Source organism: Candidatus Abyssobacteria bacterium SURF_5, from assembly GCA_003598085.1.
Lineage (GTDB): Bacteria > Abyssobacteria > SURF-5 > SURF-5 > SURF-5 > SURF-5.
This window is the reverse complement of the sequence record QZKU01000084.1, coordinates 32,267-49,382: the sequence shown is the minus strand read 5'-3', so window position 1 is coordinate 49,382 and position 17,116 is coordinate 32,267. Positions and strand designations below refer to the sequence as shown.

Annotated in this window: 13 protein-coding genes; all 13 read left to right on the top strand. The window is 53.1% G+C overall.

Translation table 11 applies throughout. From position 1 onward, the window contains the following. The first annotated feature begins 106 nt into the window (after positions 1-106). Positions 107-916 carry an epoxyqueuosine reductase gene (locus C4520_12215; protein ID RJP19846.1) on the top strand — a complete coding sequence of 270 codons (810 nt, stop codon included), beginning with the start codon at positions 107-109 and terminating at the stop codon, positions 914-916. Between the two features lie 308 nt (positions 917-1,224). Further along, positions 1,225-6,069, top strand: a complete 4,845-nt coding sequence (locus tag C4520_12210) for a hypothetical protein (protein RJP19845.1) — start codon at positions 1,225-1,227, stop codon at positions 6,067-6,069. A 248-nt stretch (positions 6,070-6,317) separates the two neighbouring features. Next, positions 6,318-7,439, top strand: coding sequence for an epoxyqueuosine reductase (locus tag C4520_12205; GenBank protein RJP19844.1), 1,122 nt, complete (start codon positions 6,318-6,320; stop codon positions 7,437-7,439). 38 nt (positions 7,440-7,477) lie between these two features. Beyond that, a complete protein-coding gene (locus C4520_12200; protein RJP19843.1) occupies positions 7,478-8,104 on the top strand; it encodes a DUF1847 domain-containing protein in 627 nt (208 codons plus the stop codon). 379 nt (positions 8,105-8,483) lie between these two features. After that, positions 8,484-8,828, top strand: coding sequence for a hypothetical protein (locus tag C4520_12195; GenBank protein RJP19842.1), 345 nt, complete (start codon positions 8,484-8,486; stop codon positions 8,826-8,828). A gap of 498 nt (positions 8,829-9,326) precedes the next feature. Continuing rightward, positions 9,327-10,871 (top strand): cytidylate kinase-like family protein, encoded by a 1,545-nt coding sequence (locus C4520_12190; protein RJP19841.1) that lies wholly within the window; start codon positions 9,327-9,329, stop codon positions 10,869-10,871. Positions 10,872-10,907: 36 nt separating this feature from the next. Continuing rightward, on the top strand, positions 10,908-11,987 hold the full coding sequence (locus C4520_12185) for a sulfite exporter TauE/SafE family protein (protein RJP19840.1): 1,080 nt from the start codon (positions 10,908-10,910) through the stop codon (positions 11,985-11,987). A 39-nt stretch (positions 11,988-12,026) separates the two neighbouring features. Beyond that, on the top strand, positions 12,027-12,446 hold the full coding sequence (locus C4520_12180; GenBank protein ID RJP19839.1) for a response regulator: 420 nt from the start codon (positions 12,027-12,029) through the stop codon (positions 12,444-12,446). A gap of 183 nt (positions 12,447-12,629) precedes the next feature. Next, entirely contained in the window at positions 12,630-13,454 is an 825-nt protein-coding gene (locus C4520_12175) for a cytidylate kinase-like family protein (protein RJP19838.1), read from the top strand. Between the two features lie 16 nt (positions 13,455-13,470). Then, positions 13,471-13,884, top strand: coding sequence for a response regulator (locus C4520_12170; protein ID RJP19837.1), 414 nt, complete (start codon positions 13,471-13,473; stop codon positions 13,882-13,884). Continuing rightward, positions 13,877-15,448, top strand: coding sequence for a HAMP domain-containing protein (locus tag C4520_12165; protein ID RJP19836.1), 1,572 nt, complete (start codon positions 13,877-13,879; stop codon positions 15,446-15,448). The genes C4520_12170 and C4520_12165 overlap by 8 nt, the downstream gene beginning before the upstream one ends. Before the next feature lie 434 nt (positions 15,449-15,882). Beyond that, complete coding sequence (locus C4520_12160; GenBank protein RJP19835.1) at positions 15,883-16,776, top strand: SDR family oxidoreductase; 894 nt, start codon at positions 15,883-15,885, stop codon at positions 16,774-16,776. A gap of 56 nt (positions 16,777-16,832) precedes the next feature. Continuing rightward, complete coding sequence (locus C4520_12155) at positions 16,833-17,069, top strand: hypothetical protein (protein RJP19834.1); 237 nt, start codon at positions 16,833-16,835, stop codon at positions 17,067-17,069. Positions 17,070-17,116: the final 47 nt, after the last annotated feature.

Sequence of the window (17,116 nt, the reverse complement as noted above, 5' to 3'; positions counted from 1 at the left end):
CGTAGATACAGGTCTGCGACCCTGGCGCCTGTCCCAGGAGCGAAAACCCGTCGCTCAATCGGGCGGACACATGGAATTACCCCCGCACCGTTAACCAAGGAGCACCATGAAAAACCAGGATATCATCAAACTCATCAATGATTTCGTCGCTCGCGGCGAAGGCAACCACATCCCCGAATGCGGCGGAATGCGAATGTATGATCCCTCCCCGCTGGTTGGTTTCGCGTCGGCGAACGACCCGCTCTATGCGGAATTGAAGAAAGAGGGCGTCATCGGCCCGCACCACACCATGCCGCAGGACTGGGTCCCGAACGCGAAAAGCGTCATCGCGTTCTTCCTGCCGTTCACCAAAGAGGTCATCGAAAGCAACTACCCGGAAGGGATGTCCTCGAAGGAATGGTACCTCACCCGCTATTACGGCGAAGATTTCCTCAACGCTTTGCGCGACCACGTGGCCGCATCGCTCCAGAAGGCGGGATATCAGGCGGTGGCGCCGTCACGCTCGGACAACTTCGAGATGCTCAATACCTCGAGCAACTGGTCGGAGCGCCACTCGGCCTACATCGCCGGCATGGGCACCTTCTGCCTCTCGTATGCCCTTATCAATGAGAAAGGCTGCGCCGGCCGCTACGGAACCGTTGTCACCGATCTCGAGCTTCAGCCGTCTCCGCGCACCAAGGGACTGCGCGATAACTGCCTGTACGACGAGAAAGGCACGTGCGGCCTGTGTATCGCGCGCTGTCCGGTCGGCGCGATCACGCCCGAAGGAAAAGACCATATGAAATGCCAGGAATTCCTTGTGACCAAGGTGATGGCTCATTACGTGCCGCAGTACAACATCGTCGTCGGCGGCTGCGGCAAATGCCAGACCAAAGTCCCCTGCGCCCGCAAAATCCCGAAGAAGGCGGACCTGTAAGAAGCATCCACCACGAATACTGAGAAGCGCGCCGAATGCCGCGAATCAAGAAACCGATACTTATTCTATCCGCAGATTTCTCAGATTTGCGCTGATTAAGTTAATAGTGGAGGCCGACCTATCTGCCCGCCCACCGCTCCTTCGCCATCCCGCATCCTCCGTAGGGGCGGCCCTCGAATCAAAGTTCAAATGGCAAAAATGCAATCGCACTGATCCTCTTAAAGCTTTACAATTGTTGACTCTGTGCGCGGGAAGGCTTAGAATTGATTCTACGGCAAAAATTGAAGCTTGAAATGAGATAGAAACCAATGCCTCTTGACCAGATATTTTTGCAGGAATTCAATCTGCTTATAACACTTCCCTTCCTTGTTTCGACGCTTGGTTCCATGGCGGCCAATGAGGTCAAGGATTTCGCAAAAGCACTAGCAGGAAAAAAAGCGGCGAAGCAGGTCGCCTTGACAGAGAAGATTCGCGAATATAGGGAGCAGTGTGATTTGCCGGGGCTGATACAGAAGGCCTGGAGCAAGGCCCTTCGTTCAACTGTCTCGAACGATGAAATGGCATTCGCATTAGCTGATGAAGCCTTTGCCAATAGTTTATTCGCCGACCTGCTTTCCCAAGAAGCCGCAAATGAAACGGTGGACAAAGTATTGGCGCAGCGGGAGAAAGTCGCAACTCTTGCTCACTTCGATGAAAAAGAGCTAAGAGAAGTCGTCCCAGCCATTCATAAAGCATTCATCGTAACCGTCTCCAAAGATGAATTACTGCGGTTTTTGTACATCACTGCTCAGAACCAAAAGATTTTCGACAGGCTCATAAGGGAGGGAGCGTTCACCCAAGAGCAGCTTGTCAAGATAGTCAACAAACTCCAGTTGTTCAGTCAAAAACTGGATTCTCTGCACTCTGAACATTCCAGGCATGCGATACGTACGGAAGAGGTTCTTTCGCAGATTGTAATCCTCTTGAAGGATGCATTGGCCCGGCAGGATGTGACCGTCCCAAAGCTTTCATTTAATGTTGAAGCTTACATAAATGGAATCCTGCAAAACGAAGAAGAGTTTGATGCGGTATATGTGCCCCTAGATGTTGAGGCAGAGATTTCTGGGCAAGAGGGAACAAAACCAAAGACTCCGCTCTTCGATTTCCTTCAAACAGTGAGAAAGCATGAACGATCCTCAAGACGTGGTAGAGATGAAGAAGAACGGAAGCAATTTGAGTCTATGCCTTTAGCGGAAGCAATTGAAAGAAACCCGAAGCTGGTAATTCTTGGTGAGCCGGGGGCGGGAAAATCGGTTTCTCTGCGGCATCTTGCAATGATGTATGCGCGTAAAGGGAAGCAAGACCCGGATTCGCCTCTTCCGGTCTTGATCGAACTTAAGGACATCGGCATTGGCGGCAAGAATATCGAGACGCTCATCGCCCAGGAGTTGGGCTGCAAGATTTCGGAACTCGATGATCTACTTGCTTCTCAAAAATTTGTCTTCCTTTTTGATGGCCTGAACGAAATTGGTACCGAACATAGAGCAGATGGCATTGCAGAGGTTCGAACCTTCTTTGGCGGCAAGCATAACTGTTATGCTACTTCCCGGCTCGTCGGCTATTCGGATGACATTTCACGCGAGACAGTGGAAATCGAGCCGCTCGATGAGCCAAGAATTCACAATTTCATCGAAAATTACCTGCGATATTGTGGAAGCAGCCGGACAGAGCCCGAGGTGTTCAATGCCATACAGAACGAGCATCGCCTCTCTGAACTTGCATCTAATCCGCTTATGCTTTACATGATGACAACAATCCTTGCACTGCAGGGGTATTCGGACACGCCGAAATCGAGAGGACAATTATTCGAATTGTTCGTGACGAATCTCCACAAGCGAGATAGCCAGCGTTGTCTTTGTAAGCTCGCGGAAGAACAGTGGACAAGCCTTTTGGGAGCATTAGCATATGAGATGATTGATGACGGAGGCAAGGTAGCAATTAAGAAGGAAGAAGCAAAAGAAATTTTGAAAGACGTAAGGCAGAAAATGATCCAGTCTGGTAAATTGTCTCCATCAAAGCATGGAGAGCTGTTCGATAATTACGAGGAGTTGCTTCAAAGCGGTTTATTGAGGGAAAAAGAAGAAAATGTCGAATTTTGGCATCAGCAATTCCAGGAATTTTATGCCGCTACGGCCTTAGAGCAGCAGATACTAAACTTCGCCGATAAAGATGATTTAGACGAAAACAAACAATTCATTCAGAAACACTTGAATATGCCACTTTGGGAGGATCCTCTTTTACTCGTGGCCGAAAAGATAAGTCGGTTAACTAATGTAGTATCTGACTGTAACACCGCAATAACGGCAGGCAACCGATTGATCCACTTAACGCTGTCGCTGGATCCTGTTTTTGCTGCAGATCTGGCACGTTCCTGCGGACCTGCTGTGTGGAAAGAAGTGCGGATTGCCGTAGGAGAACACTTGCGGGCAATGTACCAACTTCATGATAAATACTATCGACAAGTCGCTTTGGCTGGAATGGTTGCCAGCGGCTCAAATGATTTTGTAGATATATTTTTACCTCTTCTGACTAGCGATGATCGGCAGGTTCGTCTGGAAACTTATCGTGCATGGCGTAAGTTTCATCCATCGAGCTTAGGCACAAATTGGAGAAATGTCGTTAAAACCTGGAACGAGGAAAGTCGAGTAGATTTTCTCTGTGAAGTAATTTCGGAAGGCCGTATGGCCAATGTCGCCGAGGAATTTGCACTCATGGACCCAAGCCTAAACGTGCGATTCGTAGCTCTTCAAATGCTTGCGTGGATTGATGCTAATGAGGCTGTGGTTCAGATCCTGAAGACTTATCGTGACGATGAGTTCGAACAAGTATTGCGGGACAGGATATTACATAAAATCCCCTCTGAGTTACACGTCAGGGCTCTTGCCACCTACAAAAGGCTTCTGAATAAGGAAGAAGATCCAAAAGAGCGACTTAGAATTCTATTTGCCGCAGCGAAAGTAGGCGGTGACCAAGTCTGGGAGAGAGTGAAAGAGGAGTTGGCGAGATGGCCGTCTGGAAAAATCGGTGACGATATTGAAACACTTCTCAAGCCAGCTTTAGAGTTTGGCAGAAAGAGCGATCCTGAGTGGGTCAGTCAATGGGTGGCGCAACGTATTATTAGCGGTTACCTATGGCGCGATCATTGGATGGAGTTCGTCTCTCAAATTCCCAATACGCTAAAGCAAAACTTGCTGGAAAGAATTGTTCATGGCGACTTTAGGCAGACTAGTAGTAAAGGCGTTTTATCAATCTTGGCTGCAACCGCTGATGCCGAATTTGCCAAGAGCATATTTTCCCGACTATGTGAATTTCATACTGTTACGGCCGAGCGCAGCAAAACCGATACTGCATGTTGGGAAATTTTTGGGCAGCTAAGACACCTGTTTCATGCATTACCCCCTGTGCCGGCTGTCTCTGGAATCTCAGATACCCTGGCGCCGGAGCTTGATCCAGTCCAATATGAAGTTGCCGTTGATCTCCTTGGCGGTTATGAAGACTCTGATTTGAAGAACCTGCTACGTAACGACTTACGTCAGGCCTTGCGAAAGTATCTCAAAAGGGGCATTCCATTTGTATTGAGCCGGGACGATTTCAGCGGGAGCTTAAAGGGCCATCTTTCAATAGCCCTAGCAAGAGTTGGATATCCAGAGGATATGTCCGACTTATACCGGCTTGTACAGGCTGATATAGAGCGTCGAAGGCGGGCATTGAGAGCTCGAATGAGTGGCGAACGAGGTCCGATCCCTAATGGCGGCGCGAGGAGTCATTCCAACGAGTATACGCGTGCGATTGTGCTATTAGACCCAGAAAAGGGAGAAGAAATACTTCTGAAAATTTTGCGTGAACCCGAGTATGAGGAGGATGCGGCGAAAACACTGGTTCAGTTGGCCAAAGTACAGAAACCTGGAGAGGCATTTAGCTCAAGAACAAACTACTCTGTCATTTGGAATTCCCGCTCCGGACAATATTCCACCGTTTTTTTTGAAGATCGCCGTCGTCGTTATGTGGCGGCAATTAAGCAGCGAATCTCAGTAATCATGGATGATCATTCACGAAGCGGTGCGCCTGACTCTTTTAATCTCCGACTGAAAAGATTGGCATATACTATCGCTCTCCTTGATGGCGTTGAGTCAGCAGATTATGTCATGGAAATCATGACACTCCGCAGTGAATGGGATGACTGGATTCGAGCCGATGCCGTCGAAGCCTTGCTCTTCAGCGGAGCACGAGTGCAGGCAGATGCGGCACTTGCTGTCCTCAACCCGGTGATCCAGCGTGGTATATCGAAAAAATATTACCGAGACGAGTATCTTCTTGAGAAATGTCTCTGTCTGCTACCATTTGTCGAACCAGCTTCGGTAGGAATCGCGCGCATAAGAGAAGTTATCGCTTCAACACGGATTCTAGGCTATGGATTACGTGACTTAGTGACTGCGATCGGATACAGCCGATGTGACGATTCTCTATACCTCTTGCAGGATTTAGCAGAGAACGCTGAATACCAATATAGATATATCGCCAGTGAATGGCTTGGGGCCGTTGCTGCACTTGACACGCCAGAATCCAGACGTACCCTCTTGGACTTTATCGATCCTGAAATCGAACATCCCAAAATCGAGCTATATTTTGAACAACATCATCGAAAACGACTCGCTCTACTTATTGCAGATATTGCACGTGCGGATCCGGCAATGAAAGATCATCTATTTCGGTTTTGTTATATACAGATTTCCTCCCGGGCGCGCCTTCTGCTCGCCGATATCATCGCCGAATTGCGGACTCATGAAGCCCTACTCGCCGGTCTAAATCTGATTGACGATCAAGCCAATCCTCCTGTTCCGGACGGGCTGATAGAAGCGTTGGAAAACGTTTTTCTCGACCGACATGCATATGGTGATTCAGGATATTCATTTATACTTGAACCTCACAGCGCAAATGATATCAGGATACGCCTGTTCAATATGATGTCATGCGATGGGGGACGGAGACGGTCGGCTCGCACACTACTTATCCAAATAGAACAGTGGCGCCTAGAGTATGGACGGCCAAATAATGAACCTCGTCACCCTGCATTAGATTCCGGTGAGCGGTGGCCACCGCTTCGGACTATGTGAAAACCTTATTCCGCTTCAAGAACACCCCGAAAGAGAGCGTAGCGTTTGTTCCTGAAACACGATTCCGCTAATCGATCATGTCCCCAATTCGCAATCTGCTAGTTCTTGTCCTAGACGCGGAGATTTGGTAGGATGGTAACTCTAAATTCTGGCTTATCCCTTTCTCGAAAGGGTGACCAAAAAGAAACAGTGTTTCTCTGCGTTCTTTGCGTCTTCGCGGTTAAGATGGAGTTAATTCGGAGGAGTTCATGAATTTGAAGCAGCGCCTGATTCAGAAAGCCCAAGAGCTTGATTTCACCGATGTCGGTTTTACGACGGCGGAACCGCTGGATTTGTACCTGAAGGAGCTCGAGTCGCGCGAGGAGTTTTATTTCTGGGCGCTGACCGATATGTTCGATCTCAGGCGCGGCGCGGGCCTGCGCGAGAAACATCCGTGGGCGAAATCGGTTGTGGTGCTCCTGAGCAATTACCACCGGCGCCGGTTTCCCCCGCAACTGACCGGCAAGATCGGCCGCTGCTATCAGGTGGACGACCGCCAGGAGAAGCGGGAAGAATATCAACGCATCACAGTTTTTTTCAATTTTCTGAAGCAGGAAGGGCTCCAGTATCAATTCGATCAGGAGACGCCGGCTCGCATGACGGCGGCCAAGGCCGGCCTTGTCACCTACGGCAAGAACTGCTTCGTTTATTCCCGGCGGGCGATGCTCGGCGCCTCCTGGCTGGTAAGCATCCCGATCCTTCTCGACAAGGAGATCGAGCCGGACGAGCCTTCAATCGAACTCGGCTGCCCGAAATGGTGCAAAAACGCCTGCATCGCCGCCTGTCCCACAGGCGCGCTTTTTGCCCCCAAGAAAATGAATCCGCTCAAATGCATCGCATTCAATTCGTATTACGCGCCCGGCATAACGCCGCTCGAGCTGCGCGAGCCGATGGGCGCGTGGGTGTACGGCTGCGACCGCTGTCAGGAGGTGTGCCCGCGCAATCAGGCGTGGATGAACCAGGCGCTGCCGGAGAACCCTTCTCTTTTCGAGCGCGCCGACGATTTCCGGATCGAGACACTGCTCGCGATGAGCCAGGAGCACTACGAGAACAAGGTGTGGCCGCTCGCGTTCTATATCCCGAAAGAGAACATCGCGAAGTGGAAGATGAATGCGGCGCGCGCACTCGGAAATCTGGGTGACCCGGCTCATGTGCCGGCGCTGATCCGGGCGTTCGATGAGAACTCCGACGAGACCGTCCGCGGCATGTGCGCGTGGGCGCTCGGCAAACTCGGCGGCAAACAGGCGAAAGACGCCCTCGAAGCGCGCCGCCCGAAAGAGGACGGCTTGGTGGCCGAGGAAATCGCCGCCGCCCTCGCTGCCATAAATTGATCGGTATCTCCGGACCAGACAAAAGAGGAGACAAGATAATGGAACAGATGACACCCCAATGCGCCGAGTGCCTCTCAAAGCTGTGCGTGCTCGGCCCAAGCGAAAACGGCCCCGAATTCTGCGTGATGAGAACAACGCCCGAACTGTTTGATGAAGCCCGGGCGATTGTCGCCAACCCCGATATCCAAAAAATGTTCCGCGGCGTCGCACGAACGTGGAAAGACTCGAAGCTGAGCAAGAACCGGATTGAAGAAATAGTGATTTACGCCCGCAACATGGGCTTCAAGAAGCTGGGACTCGCTTTCTGCCTCGGCTTATCGGGAGAAGCGGAGGTCGTTTCGGCTTTGTTCAAGAAAGCGGGCTTCGACGTCGTCTCGGGCTGCTGCATGACCGGCGGGTTCTCTTCCGATGATGTCGGGCTTCCGAAGGAAGATAAGATATATACCGACGGGCGCCAGCCGCAATGCAATCCGGTCGGCCAGGCCTTGATGATGAACAAGTACGGAACTCAGTTGAACGTCATGCTGGGGCTGTGCGTGGGCGACGACGCCCTCTTCATCAAACATTCGTTGGCGCCCATCACCATCCTGGCGGTGAAAGACAGGATTCACGCCCACAATCCACTGGCCGCCATCCCAAAATACAAGGAAGAGTTGGGCTTATGATCGGTTTTCGTGGTGTCCTCTCCCCTACTGTAGGGGCGGGTTTCTAACCCGCCCCGGTTTTAAATCCGGCGGCGGATACTGAAAATTTCATTGAACCTCAGAGACGCAAAGATCGCAGAGAAAAACCAATCAGGAAAGAGGGACTTATTGATTCATTCGTCATATCCTCTTCCCTTCTGTAGGGGCGGGTTTCAAACCCGCCCGGGTTTTAAATCCGGCGGCAGACGCAATGAATTGCGCCCCATGACAAAAACGAATTGCAAGCCGCCATCGGTCTTGAACGCTTTACCTCTGCGGTTAAAAGGGCAATATCGAATGAGCCAAAATGATTTGCGGCAGCACGCTGTATCTATAATACTAGTAGTGGAGGTTGTCTTTGATGAAATTCGCTTTTTTCCGTTTTGGACATAACCATAAGTCAGAGCAGAAGCCGGTAATTATCGATGCCGAAGACGACATAGAGCGGGAACGCGGCACCGGCCGGATCATATTCCGAAAACCGACCCTGAAGGAAAAGATCATTCTGGTGCTTCAGATGCTCGGAGGCATCCTGCTGACGGCCGGCCTTTTCCTCCTCCTGCTGCCGGTCGCAATTTTCTTGGCTGTCGCGGTTTCGGCGCTCGTCCTGGCCTTCCTCATCGTGTTCTGGTGGCACATGCGAAAACACCGCCCGGAGATGGAAAGATGGCGTTCGTATGTCGAGCGCCTGTTCGGGCGTCTCTAGCCCAAATCTTCCCGATCGCTTCGATAGGGATCGACAGGAATTCTTTAACGCTAATCACCCTCCTCCAGCTGCGGGGGCAATGCCGGACGACCCGACGCAGGCTTGACATTTCAACGATCTTGTAGTAAAGTCTAAGCACCAAAGTCAATCAAAAAGGCGGTGTAAAATCCGCACACCCCTGTGGGTTTTCGAATGTTTATGCGCCGTTTGGTTGACCTCGGAGAAGCGGTGGTGAAACTAGAATGCACCTTTTGAAGTTTCGCCATTTAGTGAAGATTCGAAGCCGATTCGGCATAATTCGGCCTTTGCATCGCCATATTTGAATAATTGATATGGTGCGTTTTGACGCAAAGGGTGGAGTGCCTTCGGGTGAAGAGCGTCCCCCAAACAGCGCTCTCGAATTCTTTCGCCCTCTTTGATTCCCGATAAAAGAGGAAGAGGCATCACCTCGAACGAGCGGCGCCCCAAACCGCACGCGCGAGGAAATGGAGGGAATCTATGGCATTGCCTATCATTTTTATCTCCAGCGAATCGAGGACTGCGCGTCGAAAGCTTGCGGACGACCTTGCGAGGAAGCTCGGCTGCAAGTGCCTCTGTCGAGAGGACCTTATCGACGACGCAACCAGGGCAGGCATTCCGGTCGGCAAACTCGAGGTGGCAATGGTCAAGTCGCCCGCCATGAGTGAGAAACTGGCCAGGCAAAAGGAACGCTACCTTGCCTTCATCACGGCCACTCTGTGCGAACTCGCCCAAAAGGAATGTTTCGTTTATCACGGCAGGGCCGGTCATCTTCTGCTGCCAAACATTCCTCACATGCTTCGAGTGCGCTTGGTCGTGCCGCACGAGACTCGGGTTCTCGAGGCGATGGAGGAACTCAGGCTAAGCAGGGAGAGGGCCGTCGAGTATGTGAAGAATGTGGACGAAGATATCGAGCGGTGGATACGCTATTTCTACGGGGTTCGTCGCGACGAGCCGGGTCAATACGATATCGTCATCAACCTCGAAAACATGAGCCTCGCCAACGCGAGCGCAATGCTGTGCTCCATCGCCGAACTGCCCGATTTCCGACCCACGCCCGCATCGCTGAAGACCATGGAAAATCGCACGCTCGAGGCCTGCGCCCGAAAATGTCTCGCGATGGATCCGCTGACGGCGGATGCCGATCTGAGAGTGCGGGCAGACGACGGCGTCGTGACCGTAACTTATATGCCGAGGCAGCCGGGAGTTGCCGATGTTATTCCCCAGGTGTTGGAGAAACTGGAAAAGTGCCGTCAGGTAATGTGCACGATGGCCAGCACCAACATCTTATGGATTCAGGAACGATTTGAGCCGCAGTGCGAAACCCTGAATCAGCTTAACCAGATCGCCAAACGGTGGGACGCCGCCATTGAACTGGTTCGATTCACCGTTCCAAGCGATGTCGAGAACTTGTTTGTCAGCAGTAAAGCAGGCGAGAAGCCCGAAACTGAAGCGGTTGCCGCCGGTTCGTTCGAGCGGCTCACACAGGAATATAATGGCGGTATCGAGGACGACGTCGAGGACCCGAAAAGGGATGAAGGCGGGATTCAGGATACGATCCAGGAGCTGGTCAACCTCGGCCGGTCGGGCGGCGCGAGCACGATATCCGGAAATTTCCATTCCCTTCTTTCCAGGGTTCGCAAGGACGTCAAGTACAGCCTTATCGTCGTGGGTGATCTCTTTCTCTCGAAGCCCGCGGAGACGCGGTCGCGGCTGAGGCGCGAGTTGAGCGGCTACCTCGGCGACCGCCTGAACATCCCGATCATCAACAGCGAGGAACTCCAGCAGAAGTACCTGGTCGGCAAGAAACAGGTTTTCAAATTAGGCGCCTACGGAGCAATCGTTTTTCTCATGTATCTTGCGGTTTTCCAGTTCCAGGAGCCCATTCTCTCGTTCTTGAGCGCGTCCGACCGTATCCAGGACAGAATCCTGAGAATGGCCGCTATCCTTATCGTTATCCCGGTGGTCGCATATATCTATGGGACCTTTGCAAGCCTGCTCCTGAAATTCCTGAAATTCGAGTAATTCCGGAATCCAAGACGGCTACAGGAGGAATTAGTGATGCACGGGCTAGAAAATCTTTTCATTCCGTTGAGCCTTTCAACGGCATTCCAGGTGATTCTACTTGGATTTATCGGAGGTGTGCTCAGCGGCTTCATCGGGAGCGGGGGCGCTTTCTTCATGACGCCGGGCATGATGAACCTGGGCGTGCAGGGCGTCATGGCCGTCGGAAGCAACATCGCCCACAAGTTCGGCAAGGCGATGATGGGCTCTCGCAAACACGGCGAAATGGGAAATGTGGACAAGAGGCTTGCCATTTTCCTGGTGGCCACCTCGTTCGCGGGAATCAGGCTCGCCGTATGGATCAACAGCAAGCTGTTTGCAGGTGCAGGCGGCGGTCATGGCGAGGCCGAAGGCGCAGGGGCCAACCTTTATATCAGCGTGGTGTTCATTTCCATCCTCTCGGTGGTTGCGATCTCGATGCTTCGTGACGCGCTGCGCAAGAGCGACGAAGGAATGGGACCTTCGCGCAAGATAAGCGAATTCCTCTCGCGCCTGAGGCTGCCCCCGATGATTTACTTCAGAATCGCCGACGTGAAAGTATCCCTCTGGATGCTGTTGCTGGTTGGACTGGCGACCGGTTATCTGGCCGGCACTATCGGAGTCGGCGGGTTCATCGGAGTCCCTGCGATGATCTATGTGTTCGGTATTCCCACCGCCGTAGCTGCGGGCACCGAACTGTATCTGGCCATGTTCATGGGAGCCTGGGGCGCCATCAATTATGCCTGGGAGGGCTTCGTTGACATTCGACTGGCAATGCTGTTGTATCTCGGCTCGCTGCTCGGCATATATATCGGCGCATACGGCGTGAAAGTGGTGAACGAGGTATATATCAGACTGGTGACCGGCCTGGTCATCATCATTTGCGCGATCAGCCGCGGCATCGCGATCCCGATGTATCTTCGTCAGCTCGGATGGCTGAACATGGATCCCGCGCTGGATGCATATTTCAACGGCGCGAGCAAGGTAATGCTTTTTGTGGCAGGATTCGGCGGAGTCGGCGTCATTCTCTACAACGTGTTCCGCGCTCATCGACGCAAGCGAAGCATTCAGGTCATCATGAAGTACGTCGAAACTTAGACTGAGGGGGCAGAATTCTTCGTACAAGGAGAATAACGGATGCAAGGCAAACTGAATGTACTGCTCATAGATGATGAGCCGATCGTGGGGAAGCGCCTGCAGCCGGCTCTGTCGAAGGTCGGCTGTGACGTGGAGATATTCACCGATCCCCTTGCGGCGGTAGCGCGGCTCAACGAGAAAACGTTCGATATCGTCGTGGCCGACATCAGGATGGAGCAACTCGACGGAATCGAAATCCTCGAGCGGGTCATCGCCAAGTCGCCTCGCACGAAGGTGATCATGATCACCGGTTACGCGACGCTGGAAATGGCGCGGGAGGCTCAGGCGAAGGGAGCCTTCGATTTCATTGCCAAACCCTTTACTCCGGGTGACCTCCGCGAGGTAATCGCGAAGGCTGCCGACTCGTTGGGAATCAAAGGCATCCGCGAAGAAGCGCAGCCCCGAGGGACGCAGCCCTGAAAGCGTTTCGGAATCGCCTTTCGCCGCAGAACCGGCCTTGTCAGCTCCCCATACCGCCGGGAAGCCGCGCATCCGAATTTTTTGAGATCCCCGCCTTTTCATTCATATCCGGATACTTGATTCCATCGTTGTTATGTAGTATTCTCAAAAAGAGGACATCGATCGGGGAGAGGATATAAAAAGATGCCTATCGTAACGGTCTCAAGGCGCGCCTATAGCTGGGGTAAGGACATCGCCGAGAAAAGCGCTCAGGTTTTTGGATATGAGTGCGTTGGGCGCAAGGTGCTTCGGCTGGCTTCGAGTGAGTACGGCGTTCCGGAGGAAAAACTCTACCGCGCGACTCATGAGGCGCCCTCGCTTCTCGGAATGAGCCCGAAGACCAGGAAAAAATACATCGCCTACGTCAAGGCCGCTTTCGCAGAATACATGCTCAAGGACAACATCGTCTATCATGGCCCCGCCGGAGAACTGCTCATCCAGGGCGTCTCGCACCTGCTCAGAGTTCGCATCAATGCCGACCTCGCGGACAGGATCGCCCTGAAAATGAAGCGTGACGGCGTGTCCGAGAAAGAGGCCCGCAGCGGAATCCAGAGCATCGACGAACAGCACGCCAAACTCATGCGGTGGGTGTACGGGCGCGACGATACCGATGCCCGCCTCTACGATCTGGTGATAAACGTGAGCCAGATCGGAGTTGATAAAGCCGTTGATATCATCACCGGCACGGTCAAAATGAAGAAGTTCCAGCCGATGACCTACTCACTCAAGTTGTTGAAAAACATCGAGCTTTCGTGCCGGATCGCAGCTCATTTGGTCGACCTCGATCCCGACATCCGGGTGCGCTCCGAGAACGGCAACGTCCACATCTACACCAAGGCGTCCGGTAAAGCAAAAACGAAAAATGTCCGAATAATAAAGGAAAGAACGCTCGATCTTGCAGATGTGAAAAACGTGGATGTCCACATGTCGGAAGACCTGTTCGAGCGTATTGCAGGCGAAATGAGATGATCGAAAAGGATTGGATATGCAGGAAAAAATCAGGCTCCTGATAATCGATGATGAGCCGATCGTGGGAAAGCGGCTGAAGCCGGCCCTCGAAAAGATGGGGCTTGCGGTCGAAGCCGTCGACAACCCGCGAGAAGCGCTCAGACTCTTTGACTGCCAGCCGTTTGATATCGTGGTGACCGACGTGCGCATGGAAGGCGTCGATGGAATCGCCATACTCGAACACGTGACTCAGAACTTCCCGCGGACAAAGGTTATCATGATCACCGGCTACGCCATGATGTCGACCGCACGGGAAGCAATGGATAAAGGGGCATTCGATTTCATTGCGAAACCATTCGAGCCGGACGAGCTGCGCGTAATCGTTGAACGAGCCGCCGCGGCGCTCGGATACGATACGCAGGCTCCGACTTCAAAGGGCGGTAATGACTGAAGAGGCCGCACGCACAAGCGCCAAACAAACCGCTTCAACCGCGCAATCCGCCGAAGCAGCGCTGGCTTCCGGCAGGCGCGTAACCGATCTTGCGCTAAAGGCCCTCAAAGAGCGGCCGAAATTCAGCATCCGGATGCAGATATATCTCACCGTCCTGCTTTCCCTCGTCATCTTTCTCGGCATCGCCGCGGCGCTTCTGGTTACTAACCACATCATCGAGAACAGGGTCAAGCTCCTCGAGATCTCCAACAGCTACCTGTTCGAGATACAGCAGGCGCGCCGGTTCGAAAAAAACTATTTCCTGTACGGCACCAACCTGCGCGACGCGTTGGACAACGTGTACACCGCCAAGCGGATTCTCCTCGAAAACAGCGACCGGTTCGAAGGCGTGATCGACCGCAACTCGTCAACCGCAATGCTGGCGCATCTCGAACAATACGAGAGGCTCCTCGAGAAATTGGAAGATATCGAGCGCAAACCCGAGGCTGAAGACTTCTACTGGAAAAAAAAGGACTCCGAGGTCGAAGTGCGCAAGCACGGGCAGGAAATGGTTTCGTTTGCGCAGAACCTGACGCAGAAGGAACGCGCCGGCCTCGATAACATGATCATTTTTTCGCGGAGAATGCACATCTATTCGTTCCTGTTCCTCTTCCTCCTGTTCGTGTTCAATACCGTTGTCCTTGGCTGGCGCATGATCTCTCCGCTGAGGCGGTTCCTCACATATGCCGACCGCATCGCCGGCGGCGACTATTCGCCAATCATGCCCGCGCGCCGATATCGCGACGAGTTTTCCACGCTCGCCATCGCGATCAACCACATGATCAGCGAGCTCGAGCGCAGGCAGGATATCCTGGTGCAATCCCACAAGCTGCGCGCGATCGGCACGCTTACCGCCGGCGTCGCCCACGAGCTGAATAACCCCATCAACAACATCTCGCTCACCGCGCACATGCTGAAGGAAGATTATACGACCCTCTCCGATCCGCAAAAACTCGAGATGATCGACGACTTGTTGAATGAGCTGGACAGGACCAAGAGAATCGTGCGCAGCCTGCTCGATTTCGCGCGCGAAAGCGAAAGCATCATCGAGCCGCTCGACCTGAACGACGTCATCCGGGAGACGCTCGGACTCGCCGGAAACCAGATTTCACTGGCCGGCATCCACGTCGATCTCCAGATCATGCCGCACCTGCCGCGCATTCACGGCGACCGCCAGCAGATCGAACAGGTGTTCCTCAACCTGATTCTCAATGCGATCGACGTCACCCCCAAGGGCGGACGCCTGCAGATTCTGGTTATCCCCGACGACGAGCCGAACTATGTCGCCGTGAAGGTCACCGATTACGGCCCCGGAATCCCCGATCACGTCCTGTCCTCCATATTCGATCCCTTCTTCACCACCAAGTCCAAAGGGACCGGCCTCGGGCTTTCGATCTGCCAGGGCATCATCGCCAAGCACGGCGGCAACATCCAGGTGAAGACCAGAATGAATGAAGGCACCACCTTCACCGTGCGCCTTCCGATAACGACCTTCCCCGCCAACCTCGACCGCGTCAAAAGCTGACCAAACTCAATCACCAGGGCACAAAGCCACAAAGAAGATTTTCAACCGCCGATGAACGCCTGACCTTGCCTGCCAAGCGCTTCGCATGGCCACGCGCCCCGCGTGGTTCGCATTGTCACGCGCTTCGCATGATACATGCCGAAAAAGACATTCACAGGAGCAAACAGAGAAAACAGAGATTTGGATTTCTCCTTCTCCGTCGCCTCTGGTGATTTTCGCGTGGTTTCGTCGCTTACAAATTCCGGTTTCCAAGTCTTAAGATGGATTCCCGTTCCCCAACCAGAGGCTGTTTGGGTAGTGAAGGTCGTCGGTCAAAACCCTCAGCTCCGGTCTCGACCTTTTGTGCAAGGACTGCTGCTTTCTGGTATAATCATGTTCCCATTTAATGCCCACGATATTTGCCGAACGTACAAAGCAATGAAAGGAGAATATCGATGTCCAAGATCGATTTTACCGGCAGAGTGGCCATTGTCACCGGCGCCGGCTCAGGCTTGGGAAGAACCTACGCCCTGGAATTAGCCAAGCGGGGCGCCAAGGTTGTGGTTAACGATCTCGGCGGCGCCAGAGACGGCACCGGCTCGAGTGACGCAGCGGCCAACCAGGTCGCGGAGGAGATCAAGGCGGCGGGCGGAGAGGCGATCCCGAACTACGATTCCGTTGCCACTGTGGCTGGCGGAGAGAACATTGTCAAGAGCGCCGTTGAAGCATTCGGCAAAGTGGATATCGTGGTGAATAATGCGGGCATTCTGAGAGACAAATCCTTTCTCAAGATGGACGAAAATATGTGGGATGCGGTCGTCGCGGTGCATTTGAAAGGCGCCTATTGTGTATCGAGACCGGCCATGGAAATCATGCGAAAACAAAACTACGGCCGCATCGTGATGACTTCGTCCACCTCAGGCCTGATTGGGAATTTCGGCCAGGCGAATTATGGCGCGGCCAAGATGGGGCTGGCCGGACTGACGAACGTATTGAAAAAGGAGGGGGCAAAGTACAACATCAAGGTGAATGTCATTGTGCCCAACGCCCTGACGAGAATGACCGAGGATATTCTGCCGCCGGGAATGCAGGACGTATTCAAGACTGAAAATGTCACTCCGGCCGTGGTGTACTTGTGTTCGGAGCAGTGCGAGGATTCGGGTCGTTATATTGTCGCAACCGGCACTCCGAACGGCATCCTGTACTGCCGCTCCCAGGTCATGACCGGCCCCGGGAAGAAGTTCGACAAGGTTCCTGCGGCTGAGGATATCATGCAGAACTGGGGCGAAATCACGAATCTGAACGGCGCCAGATTCTGCGAAGAAGCTACTGAGCTCTTCATGGGATAAAATCGACGGTCCCATCAAGCAGAACCCATTAAGGCACACTCTCCTTCGCTTTCTTAATGAAGGGGAGTGTGCCGTTTCTGCTTTCAGCATCGCCGGGACATGAAATCAGCGAATCCGTGTCTTTGTCTGCGTTCATCGGATTTCATCTGCGTTCCAAAGAGAAACTCTTCCCGCGCGAAGCGCGGGGTGGGGATAAAACATTCGACTACGCTCAAGATCGGAATGATTCCCGCGAGGCGCGGGACTTCATCGTTCAGCACCGGCGTGTATCGGCGTTCATCGGCGGTTTCTAAAAGAGATTCTTCGCTTTTGCTCAGAATGACCAAAGAGGGTGGCCAGA

Bases quoted from the DNA above. Each gene is read 5' to 3' on its own strand.
- C4520_12205 (RJP19844.1), top strand. From the start codon at position 6,318: ATGAATTTGAAGCAGCGCCTGATTCAGAAAGCCCAAGAGCTTGATTTC.
- C4520_12190 (RJP19841.1), top strand. From the start codon at position 9,327: ATGGCATTGCCTATCATTTTTATCTCCAGCGAATCGAGGACTGCGCGT.
- C4520_12170 (RJP19837.1), top strand. From the start codon at position 13,471: ATGCAGGAAAAAATCAGGCTCCTGATAATCGATGATGAGCCGATCGTG.
- C4520_12185 (RJP19840.1), top strand. From the start codon at position 10,908: ATGCACGGGCTAGAAAATCTTTTCATTCCGTTGAGCCTTTCAACGGCA.
- C4520_12175 (RJP19838.1), top strand. From the start codon at position 12,630: ATGCCTATCGTAACGGTCTCAAGGCGCGCCTATAGCTGGGGTAAGGAC.
- C4520_12195 (RJP19842.1), top strand. From the start codon at position 8,484: ATGAAATTCGCTTTTTTCCGTTTTGGACATAACCATAAGTCAGAGCAG.
- C4520_12160 (RJP19835.1), top strand. From the start codon at position 15,883: ATGTCCAAGATCGATTTTACCGGCAGAGTGGCCATTGTCACCGGCGCC.
- C4520_12210 (RJP19845.1), top strand. From the start codon at position 1,225: ATGCCTCTTGACCAGATATTTTTGCAGGAATTCAATCTGCTTATAACA.
- C4520_12215 (RJP19846.1), top strand. From the start codon at position 107: ATGAAAAACCAGGATATCATCAAACTCATCAATGATTTCGTCGCTCGC.
- C4520_12180 (RJP19839.1), top strand. From the start codon at position 12,027: ATGCAAGGCAAACTGAATGTACTGCTCATAGATGATGAGCCGATCGTG.
- C4520_12155 (RJP19834.1), top strand. From the start codon at position 16,833: ATGAAGGGGAGTGTGCCGTTTCTGCTTTCAGCATCGCCGGGACATGAA.
- C4520_12165 (RJP19836.1), top strand. From the start codon at position 13,877: ATGACTGAAGAGGCCGCACGCACAAGCGCCAAACAAACCGCTTCAACC.
- C4520_12200 (RJP19843.1), top strand. From the start codon at position 7,478: ATGGAACAGATGACACCCCAATGCGCCGAGTGCCTCTCAAAGCTGTGC.